This window comes from Frateuria aurantia DSM 6220, from assembly GCF_000242255.2.
GTDB classification, from domain to species: domain Bacteria; phylum Pseudomonadota; class Gammaproteobacteria; order Xanthomonadales; family Rhodanobacteraceae; genus Frateuria; species Frateuria aurantia.
Genome location: NC_017033.1, coordinates 3178937 through 3198862 on the forward strand (window position 1 = coordinate 3178937; position 19926 = coordinate 3198862).

Consider the following 19926-nt stretch of genomic DNA (forward strand, 5'->3'; position numbering starts at 1 on the left):
AATGGAATCGGTGTCATGGCTCTTGAACATCACGGTGCCGCAAAGCCCCGAGCGATCTGCCCTGCCGCAAAACGACCGTCGGATCGAGGTCTGGTCAACGATATCGGGAGCAACGGCCATGGCCAGTCCTTACGGACTGCAAGCGCGCCCCAGCCCGGTTTCCCGGGCAAGCCTGCTCAGACTTCGACCGAACTCCGCCCCCTGCGGGCATAGCGGCGGGCCAGCACGGCACAGATCATCAGCTGCATCTGGTGGAACAACATCATCGGCAGCACGATGGCTCCCAAGGGATGGCTGCCGAACAAGACTCGCGCCATCGGCACCCCGCTGGCGAGACTCTTCTTGGAACCGCAGAAAGTGATCACGATTTCATCTTCCCGCGAAAAACCCAGCCACCTCGCCCCATAGCGGGTCAGCACCAGCACGATGGCCAGCAGCACCGCATCCACGACCAGCAGACCCAGCAAGACCGGCCCGGGAACCTGATGCCACAGCCCCTGCAGTACGGCGGCACTGAAGGCGGTATACACCACCAGCAGGATCGAACCCTGATCGACAATGGCCAGCAAGGGCCGGTGCGCGGCCACCCAGCCCCCGATCCAGCGCTGGGCGATCTGGCCGGCCACGAACGGCACCAGCAGCTGCATCACGATCTCGAACAGCGAATGCCAGGACATGCCGCCGGCACCGTGCACATGCACCACCAGCCCCACCAGCAAGGGCGTGATGAAAATGCCCAGCATGCTGGAAGCCGAAGCCGCACAGACCGCTGCCGACACATTGCCGCCGGCGATCGAGGTGAAGGCGATCGAAGACTGTACCGTCGAAGGCAAGGTGCACAAGAACAAAACCCCAAGATAGAGGTCCGGTGTGATCAGCGGCTGCAGCAACGGCTTCAGTAACAGGCCCAGCAAGGGAAACAGCACAAACGTGCTGGCCAGCACCAGCAGATGCAGACGCCAGTGGGTCAGGCCCGCCACCACGGCCTGGCGAGACAGCTTGGCTCCGTGCAAAAAGAAAAGCAGACCGATCGCCACATCGGTCAAGGCATTGAAGATCTGCGTACCGCGGCCGTGACAGGGCACGAAACTGGCCAGCAGCACCATGGAGACCAGCAGGCAGGTAAAGCGATCAGGCAGAAAACGACGCAATGACATGTTGATTCCCATGGCAATCAAACGACCCCGCCGCAGCCCGGATCCACCCCTGAGGCAGGGAGATACGCCCGGTGAAATACGCTGCCGACCGGCTCAGCTGCCGAGCACGTTAGCACGGGCTTCCCCGGAATGCCCGGCCACGCCCGCCAGCAAAGACCCACCCTCTGATTCGCAGGGCTCCTGCCATCTCCCCGCACTGCAGCCGGCTCAATCAGCAGACATAAAAAACCCCGGGGAGAGACTCCCCGGGGTGGAATGGGCTTGCTGGCTGCGAAATCAGTGCGCCAGCACGGCACCACTCTGGCTTTCGACTTCCGCCGCCTTGCGCTCGGACTCCGGCGCCATTACCAGGAAGCGGGTCAGGATCGCGCTGACCACATACAGGCCCGAAAAGATCCAGATCACACCCTTGATGCCCACCGAACCCTCGAAGATCGAGACGATCCCCGGACCGAACCAGGTGCTGGCACCGGCGCCCAGACCCAGGATCGACAGCGCAGCGGCCTTGCGACGGGGGGTCAGCAGCGGCATCAGTGCCGACATCGGAGTAAAGCTGCCCAAGGTCAAGCCATAGAAGATGCCGAACACGGCGGCGACGGCAAAGTTGTCCTTGAAGAACTGCGGCATATAGAAGAACAACGGAACCGAGATCGCCGAACCGATACCACCCAGGAACCCGATCACCCGGCGATAGCCGTAACGGTCAGCGCCGATACCGGCCAGCAGGCTGCAGATGGTATTGCTGATGAACATGACCGACAGCAGCTGCAGCCATTCGGTCAGCGAGAAACCGATGACCTGGGTGAAGAAGCCGGGCATGATCACCAGAAAGGCATATTCGGAGGAGGTATTGATCATCCGCACGATGCCGCCCATCGCCACGCGAGGCTCCTGCCACATGATCGAGATGCTGCCGAAGGCCACCTTCAGCGGATTCTCGCTGGCACCTTCCGCACGCTGCAGACCACGATGATCACGGGTGCCGATCAGGGTGATCAGACCACCGGTCACCACCAGTCCCAGAGAGCACCAGAAGGTGGCCATCTGGCCGATCAGCGGAATCGTGATCGAGGCGAACAGGGAACCCAGGGTCGGCAGACCACCGGCAAAAGCAAACCAGAACCAGCCCACAGCCGAACCCAGCCGACTGGAGGGTGTCGCCGCGGCAATCCACACCAGAAAACCGAAGGCGAACAGCGGATAGCCAAAGCCACGCAAGGTATAGGCAATCAGCATGACTTCGTAATTGCCCTTGGCCGCACCAAAGACGAGGAAGATCACTTCAAAGAAGGCCCAGATGGCCAGTCCGACCCACATCACCCGCTTCGGCCCGAAAATATCGGAGAGCGCCCCTGACAACCAGGAGGAAATACAGACGGTGACGCCATACATGGTGAACATCAGTGCCGCCGACGACAGCGGCAGATGCATGGAGGTGATGAAGGGCGTCAGATAGCCGGCTTCGACACCATCGCCGATCATGAACAGCAGAAGGCCGAGAAAACCGAAGGCCAGATGCTTCGGGATACCGATGCGGTCAAGCCAGTGCTCACCACTTGCCGCATTGCGCATTGCAGAATTCAAAATTGTAACTCCTGATGACTTGTGGTCCGCAGGGCGTCCGCATCGGACGTCCAAATCATGGACGTCCAAATAAAATAAAAACGAAACAACGCCAACCCCATGAATGCCGAAGCAGCATGGAACAACCACTGCTTCGGCCGACCAGCCTAACAAGAGGTGATGAAACACTGAACCCTTGCTGCACCATGAGTGAATGGACAAGACGTCCGGACGCCTCCATCAAAAACTGCAGGGAAGACGCGTGTAGCGACTGCAAACCCGTCTGTCTCAGGGGGATAGAGGACATTGGCGCTCACTGAATCACCCGCCGACCGAGCGCCCTGAATGCGACACACTACCGCATGGAAGAAATACCTCCATTTCGTGCAGGCATGGACTGAGTCAACCGTGAAATGCATCCGACAAAGGATCGCGTCGTGTCACGGCCTGCATCTCCGTACTCGGCGAGCCGACATGCCCGTTCTGACCGGATCGCGATGGGCCGCTGCCGGATACTGGCCAGCGCCCCCGGCCCGGTCTCGCCGGCCAGGCCATCCACCAGCCGGAAGTTGCTGGACTATGACTGGACTTCAGGGAGGGCGCGACCTGCCCGCATCGTCAGGAAAGCTGGCAGCGAGTGGGTGGCAAGCATTGAAGGGAGGTTCGGGGTCGGCCATGCCGGATGACCAGGCCGGCCTGCGGATGCCGCCTATCGGGAAAGCATCATGAACGACATGGGCAACGGTGCCCAGCCGCTGCCATCAAAAACAGGCGAGCATCAGAACGCCCAGAACGATCAGCCCGCCCCCCAGCAAATGGGGCACACTCGGACGCTCCCCCAGAAACACGATGCCGAACAGTATCACCAAGGCCACGCTCAACTTGTCCAGCGGTGCGACCCGGCTGAGCGGGGCCATCGACAAGGCACGGAAATAGCATAGCCAGGAAAGGCCGGTGGCGGCACCGGAGAGTATCAAGGCCATCCAGCTGGTCCAGGAAATCGTCGCCGGACGCCGCCATTCATCGCGAACCGTGATCAGGATGATCGTGACCACGATCACCACCAGGGTTCGAATCAACGTTGCCAGATTGGAGGGCAGGCCGGCCACGCCAACCTTGCCAAGCAAGGCCGTCAAAGCGGCAAACACCGCCGAGCCCAGCGCGAACCACCACCAAGGCGCGGTCAAGGACCTTCAGCGCGAAGACCGGCCGATGGCATCAGTCGCCGTCATCGCTGTCATCGGGATGGTTGGGATCCACCGGCTTCTGCGGCTTGCCCCATTGGAACAAGGTATACATCGGCGGCCGCACATTGCTGCCGCCATTGTTGGTGGCGGCATCGCGAGGATGGACATAATAGGTCTGCGGCGGCCCGTACCGCGGCGTGATCACGACCATGTAGACCTGACCGGCACGACGAAATTCCTGGACCGTATTCTCGCCCTGCTTGCTGGTCTGCACGTCGGCCTGATCATCCGCCGGCGCACCATCGGGATGCGCCGGATCACGGACCACGGGAGCGCTGCCCATCCGGGTCGGTGTCAGACTGGCCGGCGACATCTCGCCCCGCTCCGGTCTGGGCACCGTGATGGCCGACATGTCGGTACTGCTGTGGCTGCCGGAGCTTGCGGCGACCTTCCCCGCCGGCTTGCTCGCATCGACGCCGGGATCATTCATGCCGGGCGGCGGCGGCGGCGGCGCAAACTGCGGCGAGGTCGCCGTCGACGCGGACTGGGCCAGACCCAGGGCAGGCCCGGCCAGCAGACCGGAAAAAGCAATCAACAACGCAGCCTTGCGCATGGCAGTATCCCGTAGCCGAACTTCAGGCGCCTATGGTACTGCAAGCCCGGGCCGAACACTCTTACAAGTGTGCATCATTCGTGACTGTCGTCCGGCCATGCGAGAATGCCGCCATGAGCAAGCTAATCCTGATTGACGGTTCCTCCTATCTCTACCGCGCCTTCCACGCGCTGCCGCCCTTGACCAATGCCCAGGGCGAACCGACCGGCGCCCTGTTCGGCGTGGTCAACATGCTGCGATCCGCGCTGGCGGCACGCCCCGAATATCTGGTATTCGTCAGCGATGCTTCCGGCCCGACCTTTCGTCATCAGCAATATCCCCAGTACAAGGCGCAAAGGCCGCCGATGCCGGATGATCTGAGGGCGCAGATCCAGCCGATGCTGGATATCGTGGCCGCTCTGGGCGTGCCGATCCTCAGGATAGCCGGCGTCGAAGCCGACGACGTGATCGGCACCCTGGCCCTGCAGGCCCACGCGCATGACATCGAGGTGATCATCTCCACCGGCGACAAGGATCTGGCCCAGCTGGTCCGCCCCGGGATCTCGCTGGTCAACACGATGACCCAGACCACCATGGACGACGCCGCCGTGATGGCCAAGTTCGGCGTGCGGCCGGACCAGATCATCGACTTCCTCAGCTTGACCGGCGATACCTCGGACAATATCCCCGGCGTACCCAAATGCGGCCCCAAGACCGCGGCCAAATGGCTGGCGGAATATCAGAGCCTGGACGGCGTGATCGCGCATGCCGGCGACATCAAGGGCAAGATCGGCGAATCGCTGCGCGAGGCCCTGCCGGGCCTGGCCTTGTCGCGCCAGCTGGTAACCATCAAGACCGATGTCCCCCTGGATGGCGTGGTTACCAGCTTTGTGCTGGGCCAGCCCGACCGTGACCGCCTGCATGCGCTTTATACCCGCTACGATTTCAAGCAGGGTTTGCGGGAACTGGATGGCGATGTGGCGATGCCGGCCGCAGCCGAAACAGCGTCGGCGCCTGCCTCGCCCAGCCCCGCCTCCGCACCGGTCAAGGTGCAATACAGTCTGGTCACCCGGCCCGAGACCTTGCAGACGTGGCTGGACAAGGCCCGTACCGCCTCGCTGCTGGCCATCGACACGGAAACCACCGGTCTGGACTCGATGCAGGCCGAGCTGGTCGGTATCAGCCTGGCCGTGGCCCCCGGCGAGGCCTGCTATATCCCGCTGGCCCATGTCGATCCCCAGACCCCGGCGGATGGACTGCAGCTGGGTCTGGAACCGGAGGCCGGCCGGCCTCCCGAGCAGCTGCCGATGCAGGAGGTACTGGACCAGCTGCGCCCGCTGCTGGAGAACCCTGAGCTGGCCAAGCTGGGCCAGCATGCCAAGTACGACATGAACATCCTGAGTCGATACGGCATCCGGCTGCAGGGACTGCGCCATGATTCGATGCTGGAGTCCTATATATGGAATGCCACCGCGACCCGCCATGACATGGACTCGCTGGCCAGGCTCTATCTGGGGCACGACACGGTGAAGTTCGAGGATGTCGTCGGCAAGGGTGCCAAGCAGAAACTGTTCTCGCAGATCGATCTGGACACGGCCTCACGTTACGCCTCGGAAGATGCCGACATCACCTTGCGCCTGCATCAGGCCCTGTGGCCGAAACTGGAATCCGAGCCCGCCCTGCGCAAAGTGTATGACGAGATCGAAATGCCGCTGGTGCCGGTACTGGCCGGCATCGAGCAGCAAGGTGTATTGATCGATGTCGAGGAGTTGCGCCGCCAGAGCAGCGAACTGGGCAAGCGGATTCTGGAGCTGCAAGCCAAGGCCCATGCCGAGGCAGGGCATGCCTTCAACCTGGATTCGCCCAAGCAGTTGCAGGCGGTGCTGTTCGACGAGCTGGGCCTGGATGCAAAGCTGAAAACCCCCAAGGGCCAGCCCTCCACCAACGAGGAGGCCCTGGAAGCCATCGCCGACAGCCATCCGCTGCCTCGCCTGATCCTGGACTACCGGGGGCTGGCCAAGTTGCGCTCGACCTATACCGAGAAGCTGCCGCAGATGGTGAACCCCCATACCGGGCGAGTCCACACCAGCTATCACCAGGGCGCCGTAGCCACCGGCCGGCTGTCATCTTCGGATCCCAACCTGCAGAATATTCCGGTGCGCACCCGTGAGGGTCGACGCATTCGAAAAGCCTTCATCGCCCCCGACGGCTGGCGGATCATGGCCGCCGACTACTCCCAGATCGAGTTGCGGATCATGGCCCATCTATCGGCCGACCCGGGTCTGCTGGCCGCCTTCAAGGCGGGCGAGGACGTGCATCGGGCCACCGCCGCCGAAGTCTTCGGGGTTCCGGTCGAGGCGGTCAGCAGCGATCAGCGTCGTGCGGCCAAGGCCATCAATTTCGGTCTGATGTACGGCATGAGCGCCTTCGGTCTGGCCAGACAACTCGGCGTGGGCCAGCGCGAAGCGGCCGACTACATGAGCGCCTATTTTGCCCGTTATCCCGCCGTCCGCGATTTCATGGACCGGACCCGCCAGGATGCCCAACGCGATGGCTATGTGCAGACCCTGTTCGGGCGACGCCTGTATCTGCCCAATATCAAGGCTCGCCAGCAGGGATTGCGGGCCGGTGCCGAGCGTGCCGCGGTCAATGCGCCGATGCAAGGCACCGCGGCGGACATCATCAAGCGGGCCATGATCAAGGTCGCCGCCTGGCTGCAGGGTCGTGATGACGCGCGCATGATCATGCAGGTACACGATGAACTGGTATTCGAGGTGCGCGCCGATGCGATCGAAGCGGTGCAGGCCGCGGTCGTCGAAGCGATGAGCCAGGCGGCGCAGCTGGAAGTGCCGCTGGTGGTCGACGTCGGAATCGGTGCCAACTGGGACGAGGCCCATTGAGGGGAGGCGTGGCGGAATGCTGAATCGCGAATAACCAGACCCGCCCGGCACAGGCAACTTTCCGGCACCACGCCCCTCTAATCTTCTGAACGCACGCAACGGCGTTCAAGGATCATTCGGTTCCCCTGCCTGATGATCCGGTGCAGGCACACTTCCCCTGGTGCTGCCTGCGCCAGCATGGCCAGTGATCCCCCCCAGATCCTGGTCCCCCATCCCCGGAGGCCTCCCCCTTGCCTCCGGGGATTTTTTTGTCTGGAAGCGGCCGGTCATACGCCGCAGGGCCGACTTGTCGACAAGGCCGTGCATCGCCTAGGCTGGCAACTCCTGAAGCGGCAAAGGGAGTTCGACCATGCGTGCCATCCTGATTGTCCTTGGCATTGTCCTGCTGGCCGCAGGCATCTGGATTCTGGCCGGCCATGCCAGCGTTCCGCAGACCGATACCCTGGTCCAGATCGGTTCGGCCAAGCTGCAGGCGACTCACCACGAGGCTGTCCCCCAATGGGCCGGCATCGCGGGTATCGTCGTCGGCATCGTTCTGGCCGCCATCGGATTTCTGCGCAAATCGCGATGAACCATCAACTGGACGCGGGCCTGCCGCGTCCCCCGGCGCGCGACGGGAAAGCGCGCGGCCGCTACAATCGGGCAGATGGATGTGTCATATCTGCTCGATTCTCTCAACGAAGCCCAGCGCGAAGCCGTCTGTGCACCCCCGGGACATTATCTGGTACTGGCCGGGGCAGGGTCTGGCAAGACCCGCGTGCTGACCCATCGCATCGGCTGGCTGACCCAGATCGACCATGTCTCGCCGTGGGCGATTCTGGCGGTCACCTTTACCAACAAGGCCGCCGGCGAAATGCGGGCCCGCCTCGACGGGTTGATTCCGGGTGGACTGCAGGGTCTGACCGTCGGCACCTTCCATGGCATCGCCCATCGTCTGCTGCGACGGCACTGGCGGGAAGCCGGCCTGAATGAGCATTTCCAGATCCTGGATGCCGATGACCAGCAGCGCCTGATCAAGCGCATCATCACCGGTCAGGGCATGGACGAGGCGCGCTTTCCTCCTCGCCAGGCCACCTGGCAGATCAATCAATGGAAAGACGAAGGTCGACGTGCGGAAAGCATCGAACACCGCGATCATCCGGTCACCCGCGGCTTCGTGCAGATCTACCAGGCCTATCAGGAGGCCTGCCAGCGCGCCAGCCTGGTCGACTTTGCCGAGCTGCTGCTCCGTGCCCACGAGCTGTGGCTGCAGCATCCGGCGCTGCTGGCCCACTACCAGCAGCGCTGGCAGCATCTGCTGATCGACGAGTTCCAGGATACCAACACCTTGCAATATGCCTGGATACGGGTCCTGGCCGGCCAGCAAGGCAAGGTTTTCGTGGTCGGCGATGACGATCAGGCTATCTATGGCTGGCGCGGTGCCAAGGTCGAGAACGTGCAGCAGTTCCTGCACGACTTCCCCGGTGCCCGTACCATCCGGCTGGAGCAGAACTACCGCTCGACGGCCACGATCCTCAAGGCCGCCAACAGTCTGATCGCCCGCAACGGCGGTCGCCTCGGCAAACAGTTGTGGACCGACGGCGACGATGGCGAGCGCATCGCCGTCTACGCCGCCTACAACGAGCAGGACGAGGCCCGGTTCGTGATCGAACGCATCCGCGACTATATCGCCGAACACGGCGAGGCCCGCGATTGCGCCATTCTCTATCGGTCCAACGCCCAGTCACGCAATTTCGAAGAACAGCTGATCCAGCGCCAGATTCCCTATCGGGTCTACGGCGGCCTGCGCTTCTTCGATCGGGCCGAAATCAAGGATGCCCTGGCCTATCTTCGACTGGCCTTGAACCCTCATGACGACGCCGCCTTCGAGCGCACCGTGAATACCCCGCCCCGCGGGATAGGTGACCGAACTCTGGATGTGTTGCGCCGACGCAGCCGGAGCGATGCCAGCTCGATGTGGGAAGCCTGCCTGCAGGAACTCGGCGGCGGCCGGGAACTGGCCGGACGGGCTCGCAATGCGATCAAGGCCTTTATGGAACTGATCCAGCAGCTGCAGCAGAGCATGCGCTCCGGCGAGGATGGGGCCACCCCACTGACCCTGGCCGAACAGCTGGAAGACATCTACGCTCGTACCGGACTGCGTGACTTCCACGAAAAGGATGCCCGCGGCCACGGCGAATCGAAAATCGAAAATCTGGACGAGCTGGTCAATGTCGCCAGTCGTTTTGAGCTGACCGCTGATGATATCGATGCAGGCATGGATGAGCTGTCCGGCTTTCTGGCCCACGCTACCCTGGAAGCTGGCGAGGGCCAGGGCCAGGCCTGGGATGACTGCGTCCAGCTGATGACCTTGCATGCCGCCAAAGGCCTGGAATTTCCGGTGGTGTTTCTGGTCGGAATGGAGGAAGGCCTGTTCCCCAGTCAGCGTTCGGTGGAAGATGAGGGCCGGCTGGAAGAGGAGCGCCGGCTCGCTTATGTCGGTATCACCCGCGCCAGGCAGCGGCTGACCATCAGCCACGCCGAGTCCCGTCGCCTGCACGGCGTCGAAATGCTGGCCAGGCCATCGCGATTCCTGAGCGAGATACCGGATGACCTGCTGGACGAAGTCCGTCCTCGCCCCAAGGTATCCCGACCCGGCAGCCGGGACCATCATGCCGAGGCCGCGCCTGGGCTGCAGGAAAGCATGCCCCTGCAACTGGGGCAGCGCGTCAGTCATCCCCATTTCGGCGAAGGCATCGTTGTCAGCGCCGAAGGCAGTGGCGCTCATCTGCGAATCCAGGTCAATTTTTCCGACAGCGGCAGCAAGTGGCTGGTCTACAGCTATGCCAACCTGACCCCCTTGTAAGCGCCGTTCCACAGCAGGCCACTCATTGGCAGCGGCCATGCCACCCGGACCGCATCAGTCAAAGTCACGGCATGCGGACGTCTTTATCGCTGGAAATTATCATGCGTATCTTTCAATCCTTCGGCGACTCCCTGCGTACCGTTTCGCAACTGCATCGCGAAGTCATCGATCATTACAAGCAGCAACCGATCAGCCAGCGTATCGCACGCGGCATGATCCAGGCGCTGCTGGCGATCAGCGCCAGCAGCGCCGCCTACGGTCTCGGCCTTCTGCTGCATACCCAGAATGCCTTCTGGGCGGCTCTGACCGCCATCTCGGTCACCCAGCAGAGCTATGCCGATACCCGCAGTTCGTCACATGATCAATGGGTCGGCGCTATCGTCGGCGGTGCTGCCGCCCTGCTTGGCAGCTATCTGGGTGGCGAGCATTATTATGTCTATGCCATCACGCTGGTGATCGGCATCGTCGCCAGCTGGGCCATGAATATCGGCAGCGCCGGCAAGATCGCCGCCACCACGGTGGCCACCGTGATGCTGGTACCCCACGCCGGTTCATTCTGGAGCGTGGCCTTGATCCGGCTTCTGGAAGTCGCCATCGGCGTGATCTGCGCCCTGCTGGCCACCCGGATACTCAACTGGATACAGGACAGCCTGCTGGGCAGGCCTGAGACCATGTAAGCCAAAGCCGATGAGGCTGGCCACGAGTGAAACCTGCATCTTTCAATCGCCATCCCGACCCATGACGACCGGTGATGGTAGCCTGACAGCCTCTGCTCCGCACATGTCAGAGGAGACCATCCAGGCACGGCATTGCGGATGACGATCTGAGCTCGATCACATCGAGCCCCATATCAGGTCAACCAGATAATCGATCTGGTCGCACCATGGCCAGGCGCTCCCTCATGACGACTCTCCCGCATATGACCGAAGGCCCGAGGTAGCCTGTCACCTTGCACTCACCACGCGAAGCGTGACTGTCCCGCAGGCTCTGAACTATGAAGATCGGATATCGCCAGAACCATGAAGCGCTTCCGAAACCGGGTCACCAGAAGCGTGGGCGACGGCTTGCAACTCCCACTCTGCAAGCTCGTTGACGCCAGCCATGGCTGAAATGCTTGACCCGTCGTGAATGCAGACCTGTTTGCGCACTCATATGGAGTCGACGCCCATCGCCATTGAATAGAGGCCTGGCAGTCTTCCAAAGACACCCCATGCCACCTTGCCGCATGCGGAGACGCATCCACCATATTGCCGGATGACACGGCATCGACTGCTCGTCAGCGGAACGGATGGCGTTGCCCATACGCCTCGCTGCAAGCAAGAAAGGCCTTCTGCATGGATCAATGATTCGTCCAGCGAAGCTCCACAAAGCACGCGGCCAGACAGATGTCTTTCATAAGGTAAGGCCTCCTGGACCGTTTGCATCCGTATTCCAGGCCACCAGTGACTGTAGATCCTGGCCCATCCCATCGAAGCTCTGAAAGCTGACTTGATCCAGGTGTGAAATCCCAGGCGATGATCAGCCATGAATGCCCGTTTTGCCAGCACCCGCATGCGGCGATGGCCAGTTGTGCAGGCACCTACCGTGCCGTGCGACCCTGATCTGGCGGCTGCGTCCCTATCGGACCGCTGGCGCAGAAGATAGTGCGGATCCCAATTTCGAGAAACCATCGGACGGCTTCTAGATCGGCTTCAGCGCCAGGGCCTCGACACCTATGCCGGCCATCCCCACCAATCACACGTGGCGTCGCCCTCGGCGACAACAGGCGGCCGGGCAGGGCCGACACGAAAAATCCGGGCGCGAATAATTCCGCAGCCGAAGAACATTATATATTTCGACAGATCATCATTATATTGCGATCGCAATATAATGCATCATTATATTGCGATTCTGCGGGCAACACTTTTTAAACAACCTCTTGACGGAACATTTCACATGCCATAACTTCGAGGTGAGCATGCGCTATCGATCGACTCCCTGCCGAGCCAATCGGCCGAGGCGAACATCGATGCAAACAGGATCTTAGGGGACGGCATCAAGTCAAATGTCTCCATTATGGGACGGCATGACTGTAATTCGCAGGCAAGGCATTGAAGTGAAAAGATGCCGCATCAATTTCACTTGAACCATTAATAGCTTGCGAAGTCGATATGCAAATATCAATAAATATATTTGCAAACGATATTGACTGTCAAATGCAAGGTCGCTTAAACATTGATTCGACATGCATCAATAATCAATTTGCAAAACAATCACCAATAAGCGCAACTTCGCGCATCTTTTGAATCCTGGGGGATACATTTTGTTGACCAAAAAAAGATTACTGCCATTTGCTGTGGCAATGATTCTGGGGGGGGCTGTTTCAGCCCAGGAAACCAGTGGCACCATTTTTGGCCGAGCTCCAACCGGAGACAATGAGAGCATCCAGCTCTCCGGCGGCAATATGGCTACGCGCGAAATCGCCGTTAAGTCCGGTGGACGCTACAGCTTCAGTCAGCTGCCTGTCGGCACCTATACCGTGAAGCTGCTTCGTAGTGGCGAAGCGCTCGATTCCCGCACCGTGACCGTCAGTGCCGGTGGCGGCACCCAGGTATCGTTTGCCGATACCACTGCAGCCAAGCAGTTGAATGGCGTGACCGTGACCGCGACCACTCCGCCGATCGATACGACTCAGACGGATGTCCGCACCACCTTGACCCAGAAGCAGATGCAGGCACTGCCGCTGGCCCGCTCGGCCGAAGCCGTCGCGATGCTGGCTCCCGGCGTGGTGGCCGGTGCGACCGCTACCGGCTTTGCTGGCCCGACAGGTAATTCCCTGATTTCGTTTGGTGGCGCCTCGGTCAACGAAAACGCCTATTATGTCAATGGCTTGAACGTGACCGATCCGGTCAACGGTTATGGCGGTCTCGAATTGCCCTACAACGCCGTTGCCGAACAACAGGCCCTGACAGGCGGTTACGAAGCCAAGTACGGTCGTTCGGATGGCGGCGTAATCAACCAGGTCGGTCGCACCGGCACCAATGACTGGCACTACGGCGCCCAGATCCAGTACGTGCCGGAAGATATGTCCGGCAACCCGGTCAATACCTATTACCCCAGCAGCTCGATCTATTCCGGCCAGCTGTACCGGGAGCGTTCCAAGAACAAGTCCTGGGATCAGGACATCTCGGCTTATGTCGGCGGCCCGCTGATCAAGGACAAGCTGTTCTTCTTCCTGGACTACGAAGTGGCCCGCAGCGCGGGACAGTCGACTTCGGCCAACACCTCGGGCGCTCAGACCGACAAGTACAACTACCACGACCCGAAGTATTATGCCGATGTGTTGTGGAACATCACCAAGAACCACAGCATCGAGCTGACGGCCGCCGGTTCCAAGCACAACTACGACGGCAATCTGTACAACTATGACTATTCGACCCTGAGTCAGGGCTCGTATATCTCTCCGGATACAGCCCTGCGCACCAGCACCAACCTCTGGACTGCCAAATACACGGGCCACATCACGCAAGACCTGACCGTGACGGCCCAATATGGTCGGCAGGTGACTCAGTACGGCCAGATCTACGCTTCGGATCCTTCCGAAATTGCAGTGCTTAACAGTGGGTATGAAAACCCCGCCTATACCAACGGTGTCACAGGCGGTTACAGCAATCCGCTGCAGCAGCTGACTTCGGTAGCCAATCCGAACAACAAAGACAAGTCGTCCAATTACCGCGTCGATCTGACCTACACCATTGGCGACCACACCATCAGCGCCGGTATCGACAACCTGAACTCGCAGGATATCGACGATGGCCAGTCGATGTACGCCAATGCCGGCTATGCTTGGGATTACGGCACCGCTACACCGGGCGTGCCTTTCCAGTCAGGTTATGTGACCGGGCCTGCCAGTGGTTACTACGTTTCCCAGTATCGTTACAACACCTCGGCATCGGTACGCGTGGCTCAGCGCGGCCAGTATATTCAGGACGCTTGGCAAGCCACCGACAATCTGCTGATCAACCTGGGTCTGCGCAACGATCAGTTCACGAACTACAATCCTTCCGGCGAAGCCTATCTGCGTCAGACCAAGCCCCAGTGGGCTCCGCGTCTGGGTATCAGCTGGGACGTGTTTGGCGACAGCAGCATGAAGGTGTTTGCCAACGCCGGTCGTTACTACTTGGCCATGCCTGCGGCGCCTGCGCTGCGTGCTGCCGGTGCGTCGTTGTACAGCCTTACCTACTACACCTATACCGGTATCAACCCCACCACTGGCGCACCGACCGGCTTGGAGCCCATGGATACAGCCGATGGCAAGGGCGTCCCCTATTATGCGAATGGTGAAAACGGAGTCGCACCCGATCCCAAGACCGTTGCTGCCCAGAACATGAAGTCGGAATATCAGGATGAATATATCCTGGGCTTTGAAAAGTCTTTTGCCGGCGACTGGGTGTTCGGAACCAAGTTCACTTATCGCAGTCTGAAAAACGCTATCGATGACTGGTGCGATACCGGTAGCGGCGGTGCCTTGCTGACGGCGGCAGCTGCCGAAGGCTACGACACCAGCAAGGAATCTCCGAGCGGTTGCTATCTGATGAATCCGGGGCGTGCCAATACCTATCTGGTACCTAACTCCTCAGGCGGTTACGACAGTGTCAAGGTTTCCGGCAAGCAGTCCGGCCTGCCGCAACTGCGTCGCAACTATTACGCCGCTGAACTCCACCTGCGTTACGCCCCCGTCAATGGCAAGCTGATGCTGGATGCCAGCTATGTGTATTCGCGCAGCTACGGCAACGAAGAAGGCCAGGTCGACTCCAACGCCGGTACCAACAGCAGCCCGGGGCAGACCGAGGCCTGGGATTACGCTCAGGTGATGAACTACGCCAACGGCCTGTTGCCCAACAACCGTTCGCACGTGTTCAAGGTCTTTGGTACCTATCAGATCACCCCAGAGTGGATGGTCAGTGCCAATCTGATGATGGCTTCAGGCATGCCAATGGATTGCTACGGTGCCTATGGCACAGGGCAGACCGATCCTATCGGCTATGGCAACGAGGCTTATCACTATTGCGGCGGATCGCCGTCACGTCCGGGTGATGCGGGTGCCAGCTCGTGGATCCATCCCCTGGGCTTGAATATTGAATATCGTCCGGACTTCGCCAAGCATCGTCTGGCGTTCAATATCGCTGTCTTCAATGTCTTCAACGAGCAAAAGGGCCAGCAGTACTACTCGTACCTTGGCCTCTACAACTCAGTGAAGGGTCAGGCCGCCAACGCGCTCAGCGATCCGGAATACGGCATGCCGATTTCGTATGAGCAGCCGCGTTATGTCCGCTTCGGCATTACCTACGACTACTGATCCAGCAGTCATACAGTCAAGCTGAAGTCCTGCGGCCTCCATCTGTCTTCGTGCAGATGGAGGCCGTTTTTTCAGGAGACGTCAATGCTGTGCAGGTCCAATCGCGACTCGTTGCAGCTTGGTTCGAAACACTGCTGAGATTGTTCGAGCCATGAATGGAATTGGCCGATATCCCCCTCTCTCGGCAATCGCAGGAAAATCGATCTGCAGCCCCTCTCCGGCCGAGCGAGCCTAGGGTACGTGCAGCGAAATGGCTGATACCTTTGCCTCCGCAAAATTCGTGCCTGTCCGCCAAGCAGGATTCGGCCGGGGAATCGTCTTTCCTGCCGGCCTCATGGGCTGGCCGGGCGCAGAAATGTCAGGCCGCACCGGAAGCCCCCCTGATGGAAGGTTACCTCCGCAAGCTTGATCAGCCTGTATGCGCCCGCAAGCGGCGAATGCATGCATAGCCCTGTTGCTGGGCGTCGATGCCGAAACCCGCTGCGCAAACATGCTCGGCCGGCGAAGCAGCTAGGGACGATGCTGAAAAAGCGCTCAAACTCATCCATGCGCAGATGACATGATATTCATCATTCATTCATAAAATGACGTGGAAAGACGCGTGAAAAGTGCCAAGTAATTACGCGATGGCACTTCGGAAGCGCTGGAATCAACGGCCATCCATTCGCATTTTCATGCGTTCCCTTGAGGTGCATGGCCTCCTGTACCGCTGGAGTTCCCCTCAGATTCAGTCCAATATGAATTGACGGTCTCAGCCGTCCCGGAAACCATTGGGGGTAATTCCGGCCAAGCGTCCAAACATGACGAGTCGAAACGGGGCAAGCCCGTTCCGGCGATGGAAGTGTGCGCAGCATTTACGGGGGAGTAAATCAGGGTGACAAACAACACAGCGGGACTTGTGCGCAAGCCCATGCCCTTGCGGCGATCGTTGATCTCGGCGGCGATTTTCAGTGCCTTCGGCATAGTGGCCACTACCAGCCAGGCCCAGTCCACATCCGGTGCCATGCAGGGAATCACCCATGCCGGTGCTACCGTCACGGTCACCAATACCGATACAGGTCAGTCCCGCGTCATTACGGCGAGTTCGGACGGCCGTTTTTCGTTGTCGACGATGCAGCCCGGCCACTACACGGTTGAGTCTCTCGATCATGGCAACAGCGTTACCCGGCATATTCAGGTCCTGGCCGGCAAGAGCACAGCCGTAAGCCTTGGCCTGAGCGCCCCCTCTGGCAGCACCGCGGCAACCGGCGGAGCGACCAATCTGACGGCGGTCTCGGTGCAGGCCAGCACGCCGGTGATCGATACCAGCTCGGTGCAGGTCAATACCACCTTTACGGCTGAGCAACTGAAGGAGTTGCCGATCGCCCGCAACCAGACTGCGGCGGCCTTGCTGGCGCCGGGTGCCGTGCGTGGCGACTCGGCTTTTGGCAATCTGGCCTCGTTCAGCGGTGCTTCCGTCGCTGAAAACAGCTATTACGTCAACGGTTTCAATACCACCAACTACTACCAGAGTCTCACCTCGGCCCAAGTGCCCTATGAGGCCATTGACCAGGAGGACGTCCAGGACGGTGGCTACGGCGCCGAGTACGGCAATTCCACCGGCGGTGTGGTCTCGGTGCAGACCAAACGCGGCACCAACCAGTGGAAAGGCGGTGTGGACTACACCATCACTCCTACCGATGCGATGGCCAGCCAGCCGAACGTATATCTGAAGAACGGAGCGATCTCGTCGATCAATTCGAAGAACAGCAATTACCTGATGCAGAACAACAGTGGCAATGGGGTCACCCATGCCAATCCGGTGGATTTCAACAATCGCTGGAATGCCTGGATCGGTGGTCCGCTGATCAAGGACAAGCTGTTTTTCTTCGGTCTGGTCAGTGATACCCATACCGGCAGCAATGCCTACGGCAGCTGGTTCAACAATGGCGGCGATACCACCCAGACCCAGGCCGGCGCCAGCCGAACCAGCATGTCATCGCCCTACTGGCTGGTCAAGGTCGACTGGAACATCAACAGTCGCAATATCCTGGAATACACTGGTTACGGCAACCAGGACCGTTACAGCGAGAACGTCTACAACTACGGCTTCAACGGCAAGAACAATGCCAGTCCCTATCTGGGCGAATATCTGGGCAACGTCTACAACCGCACCGGTGGCAACACCAATATCCTGAAATACACCAGCTACGTCACCGATGATCTGACCTTCACCGCCCAGTACGGCAAATCCGGCAATGACCGTATCAACTACGCCACCGCCGCCAACGGCACGCGCGAGACCTACGACGGCAATATCAACAACGCGGCCTCATCGCCGGGCTGTCCGAATATCGTCGATCAGCGTACTCCCGTCACCAGCGGCCTGATTTCGCCTTACTCTTCCTGCGCCTTTGCAGGCAATCTGAACACGCCCAACGGCCATGACAGCAATCTTCAGCTGCGCTTCGACGTGGACTACAAGATTGCAGGCAACGACATCACTGCCGGCTGGGGGCGCATGCGCTTCACCTCCTCGACCGGCTCGGCCTATGAAGGCGGTGCGCTTTACGACTATTACTCGATCCCGGAATCGATTCTTGGTCATGCGCCGACCGGCTCGCCCGCGGACAGCGTGGTCCGGCAGGTGACGTTTGCCACCGGTGCCGATCTGGCCTTGGTCCAGAAGTACTACTACCTGCAGGATGTGGTCAATCTCACCGACAATCTGGTGCTGCGCGTCGGTGTGCGCAACGACTCTTTCGACAACTACAATGGCTCCGGCGAAGCTTATGTCCGCCAGGGTCATAGCTGGCAGCCGCGTCTGGGTATCGCCTGGGACGTGTTCGGTGATGGCGACACCAAGATCTATGCCAGTGCCGGCGATTATTCACTGCCGCTGGACGAAGAGGTCGCCATGCGCGGCGCCTCCGCTTCGCTCTATGGTTACCAGTATTACAGCTATACCGGGGTCGATCCCAAGACCGGCAAACCGCTGGGACTGGGTGCTCTTCCGGCCGCCTATGCAGCCGCTTATCCATCTCATGTCGGACAGCAGTACTACAATGGCGAAACCGGGGCCACCCCCAATCCCAAGGCTTCGGCCAGCACCAATCTGCGCCCCTTCAAGCAGCGTGAGTTCATTCTCGGCGCACAGCAGAAATTCGATGACTGGGTGGTCGGTGCCAAGCTGATGTACCGCAAGGTGCTGACCGGCACCGACGACGATTGCGATGTTCGTCCGGTCTATGCCTATATGAACAAGCATTACGGGCTGAACCTGCCCACCGATTCGCTGGCACCGACCGATCCGAATGTGCCGGGTGGCTGCTTCATCTTCAATCCGGGCAGCTCGGTCTCGCTGCTGTTCCCCGCCGATGCCAGCGGCAAGCTGTATCCGGTCAACCTGACCGCTGCCGAGGTCGGCGAGCCCAAATACCGTCGCAACTACGAGTCGGTGCAGCTGACCGCTGAAAAGGTATTCGACCACAACTGGTATCTGAACCTGTCCTATGTCTGGGCCAAGGAGCGCGGCAACACCGAAGGGCTGGTCAATTCCACCAATGGCCAGTCCGATACCGGCACCAGCTATCTGTTCGATTATCCCGAGCTGATGCAAGGTTCCAATGGCCTGCTGCCGAATGACCATCGCCATACCTTCAAAGCCTATGGTGCCTGGCGGGCGACCCCGCAGTGGCTGTTCGGTGTCAATGCGTATATCCAGAGTGGACGTCCGGAAAACTGCCTGGGCCTGAATCCGATCGACAACACCTTGAACGGTGGCTATGGCAATACCTATTTCTATTGCGATGGCATGGTCATGACTCAGGGTTCAGCAGGCACTACGCCCTGGATCTGGAATCTGGACATGAATGTCGAGTACGACCCGTCCTGGGCCAAGGGGCTGAAGATACGCGCCAATATCTACAATATCTTCAACAAGCAGCGATATACCACCATCAACGAAACCGGCGAAGATGCCAACGGTGCCTCGCTGGCAGGCACGACCTACAAGGTGCCGACCAGCTTCCAGACACCACGCTACATCCAGCTGCAGGCCGAGTACGATTTCTCTCTGTAAACACGCTCCATGGCAAGCGAGGGCGTGCGGTCTTCCGCACGCCCTCGCTTGCTTGCGGGTCAGAGCGGCCCTTGCCTGACGGTCCTCGGGTGATGCACGACGGCGTGGGCGTGGATCTATCGAGCCACCCGGAAATCCATCCAGCCATCGATCCGCCTGCGCAACCCGCGGTTTCCCCTGCCTTTCAGCGCCTTCCCCGGGATGGCCGATGTCACTCCGATATCAGTCGCGTACCGGGTCCGGGTTCGAGACGACCTGCCTCCTGACGCTGTCCGCAAGGCATT

General features: G+C 60.2%; 10 protein-coding genes. 6 read left to right on the plus strand and 4 right to left on the minus strand.

Annotated elements, in window-relative coordinates:
• Positions 1–176 precede the first annotated feature (176 nt).
• The 4 genes from FRAAU_RS14545 to FRAAU_RS16665 all read right to left on the minus strand — a co-directional run bounded on the left by FRAAU_RS14545 (position 177) and on the right by FRAAU_RS16665 (position 4520).
• Entirely contained in the window at positions 177–1157 is a 981-nt protein-coding gene (locus FRAAU_RS14545; protein ID WP_014404276.1) for a bile acid:sodium symporter family protein, read from the minus strand.
• 276 nt (positions 1158–1433) lie between these two features.
• Positions 1434–2741, minus strand: coding sequence for an MFS transporter (locus tag FRAAU_RS14550; RefSeq protein WP_014404277.1), 1308 nt, complete (start codon positions 2739–2741; stop codon positions 1434–1436).
• Between the two features lie 740 nt (positions 2742–3481).
• Positions 3482–3907: an EamA family transporter gene (locus FRAAU_RS14555; RefSeq protein WP_014404278.1), complete on the minus strand. Its 426-nt coding sequence runs from the start codon at positions 3905–3907 to the stop codon at positions 3482–3484.
• Between the two features lie 31 nt (positions 3908–3938).
• Complete coding sequence (locus FRAAU_RS16665; protein WP_014404279.1) at positions 3939–4520, minus strand: DUF2782 domain-containing protein; 582 nt, start codon at positions 4518–4520, stop codon at positions 3939–3941.
• A gap of 113 nt (positions 4521–4633) precedes the next feature.
• Here FRAAU_RS16665 and polA point away from each other — a divergent pair, with 113 nt between their 5' ends.
• The 6 genes from polA to FRAAU_RS14590 all read left to right on the plus strand — a co-directional run bounded on the left by polA (position 4634) and on the right by FRAAU_RS14590 (position 19642).
• On the plus strand, positions 4634–7399 hold the full coding sequence (gene polA, locus FRAAU_RS14565; RefSeq protein WP_041270618.1) for a DNA polymerase I: 2766 nt from the start codon (positions 4634–4636) through the stop codon (positions 7397–7399).
• Between the two features lie 349 nt (positions 7400–7748).
• Entirely contained in the window at positions 7749–7970 is a 222-nt protein-coding gene (locus FRAAU_RS14570) for a hypothetical protein (RefSeq protein ID WP_014404281.1), read from the plus strand.
• Between the two features lie 75 nt (positions 7971–8045).
• Entirely contained in the window at positions 8046–10244 is a 2199-nt protein-coding gene (uvrD, locus tag FRAAU_RS14575; protein WP_014404282.1) for a DNA helicase II, read from the plus strand.
• A 101-nt stretch (positions 10245–10345) separates the two neighbouring features.
• A complete protein-coding gene (locus tag FRAAU_RS14580; protein WP_014404283.1) occupies positions 10346–10921 on the plus strand; it encodes an FUSC family protein in 576 nt (191 codons plus the stop codon).
• A gap of 1766 nt (positions 10922–12687) precedes the next feature.
• Positions 12688–15582 (plus strand): TonB-dependent receptor, encoded by a 2895-nt coding sequence (locus FRAAU_RS14585; RefSeq protein ID WP_052317922.1) that lies wholly within the window; start codon positions 12688–12690, stop codon positions 15580–15582.
• Positions 15583–16492: 910 nt separating this feature from the next.
• Positions 16493–19642: a TonB-dependent receptor gene (locus tag FRAAU_RS14590; protein ID WP_156803431.1), complete on the plus strand. Its 3150-nt coding sequence runs from the start codon at positions 16493–16495 to the stop codon at positions 19640–19642.
• The last annotated feature ends 284 nt before the right edge of the window (positions 19643–19926 follow it).

Excerpts from the sequence above, each read along its gene's own strand:
- FRAAU_RS14545 (WP_014404276.1), bottom strand. The coding sequence starts at position 1,157 with ATGTCATTGCGTCGTTTTCTGCCTGATCGCTTTACCTGCCTGCTGGTC.
- FRAAU_RS16665 (WP_014404279.1), bottom strand. The coding sequence starts at position 4,520 with ATGCGCAAGGCTGCGTTGTTGATTGCTTTTTCCGGTCTGCTGGCCGGG.
- polA (WP_041270618.1), top strand. The coding sequence starts at position 4,634 with ATGAGCAAGCTAATCCTGATTGACGGTTCCTCCTATCTCTACCGCGCC.
- FRAAU_RS14570 (WP_014404281.1), top strand. The coding sequence starts at position 7,749 with ATGCGTGCCATCCTGATTGTCCTTGGCATTGTCCTGCTGGCCGCAGGC.
- uvrD (WP_014404282.1), top strand. The coding sequence starts at position 8,046 with ATGGATGTGTCATATCTGCTCGATTCTCTCAACGAAGCCCAGCGCGAA.
- FRAAU_RS14580 (WP_014404283.1), top strand. The coding sequence starts at position 10,346 with ATGCGTATCTTTCAATCCTTCGGCGACTCCCTGCGTACCGTTTCGCAA.
- FRAAU_RS14585 (WP_052317922.1), top strand. The coding sequence starts at position 12,688 with ATGGCTACGCGCGAAATCGCCGTTAAGTCCGGTGGACGCTACAGCTTC.
- FRAAU_RS14590 (WP_156803431.1), top strand. The coding sequence starts at position 16,493 with ATGCCCTTGCGGCGATCGTTGATCTCGGCGGCGATTTTCAGTGCCTTC.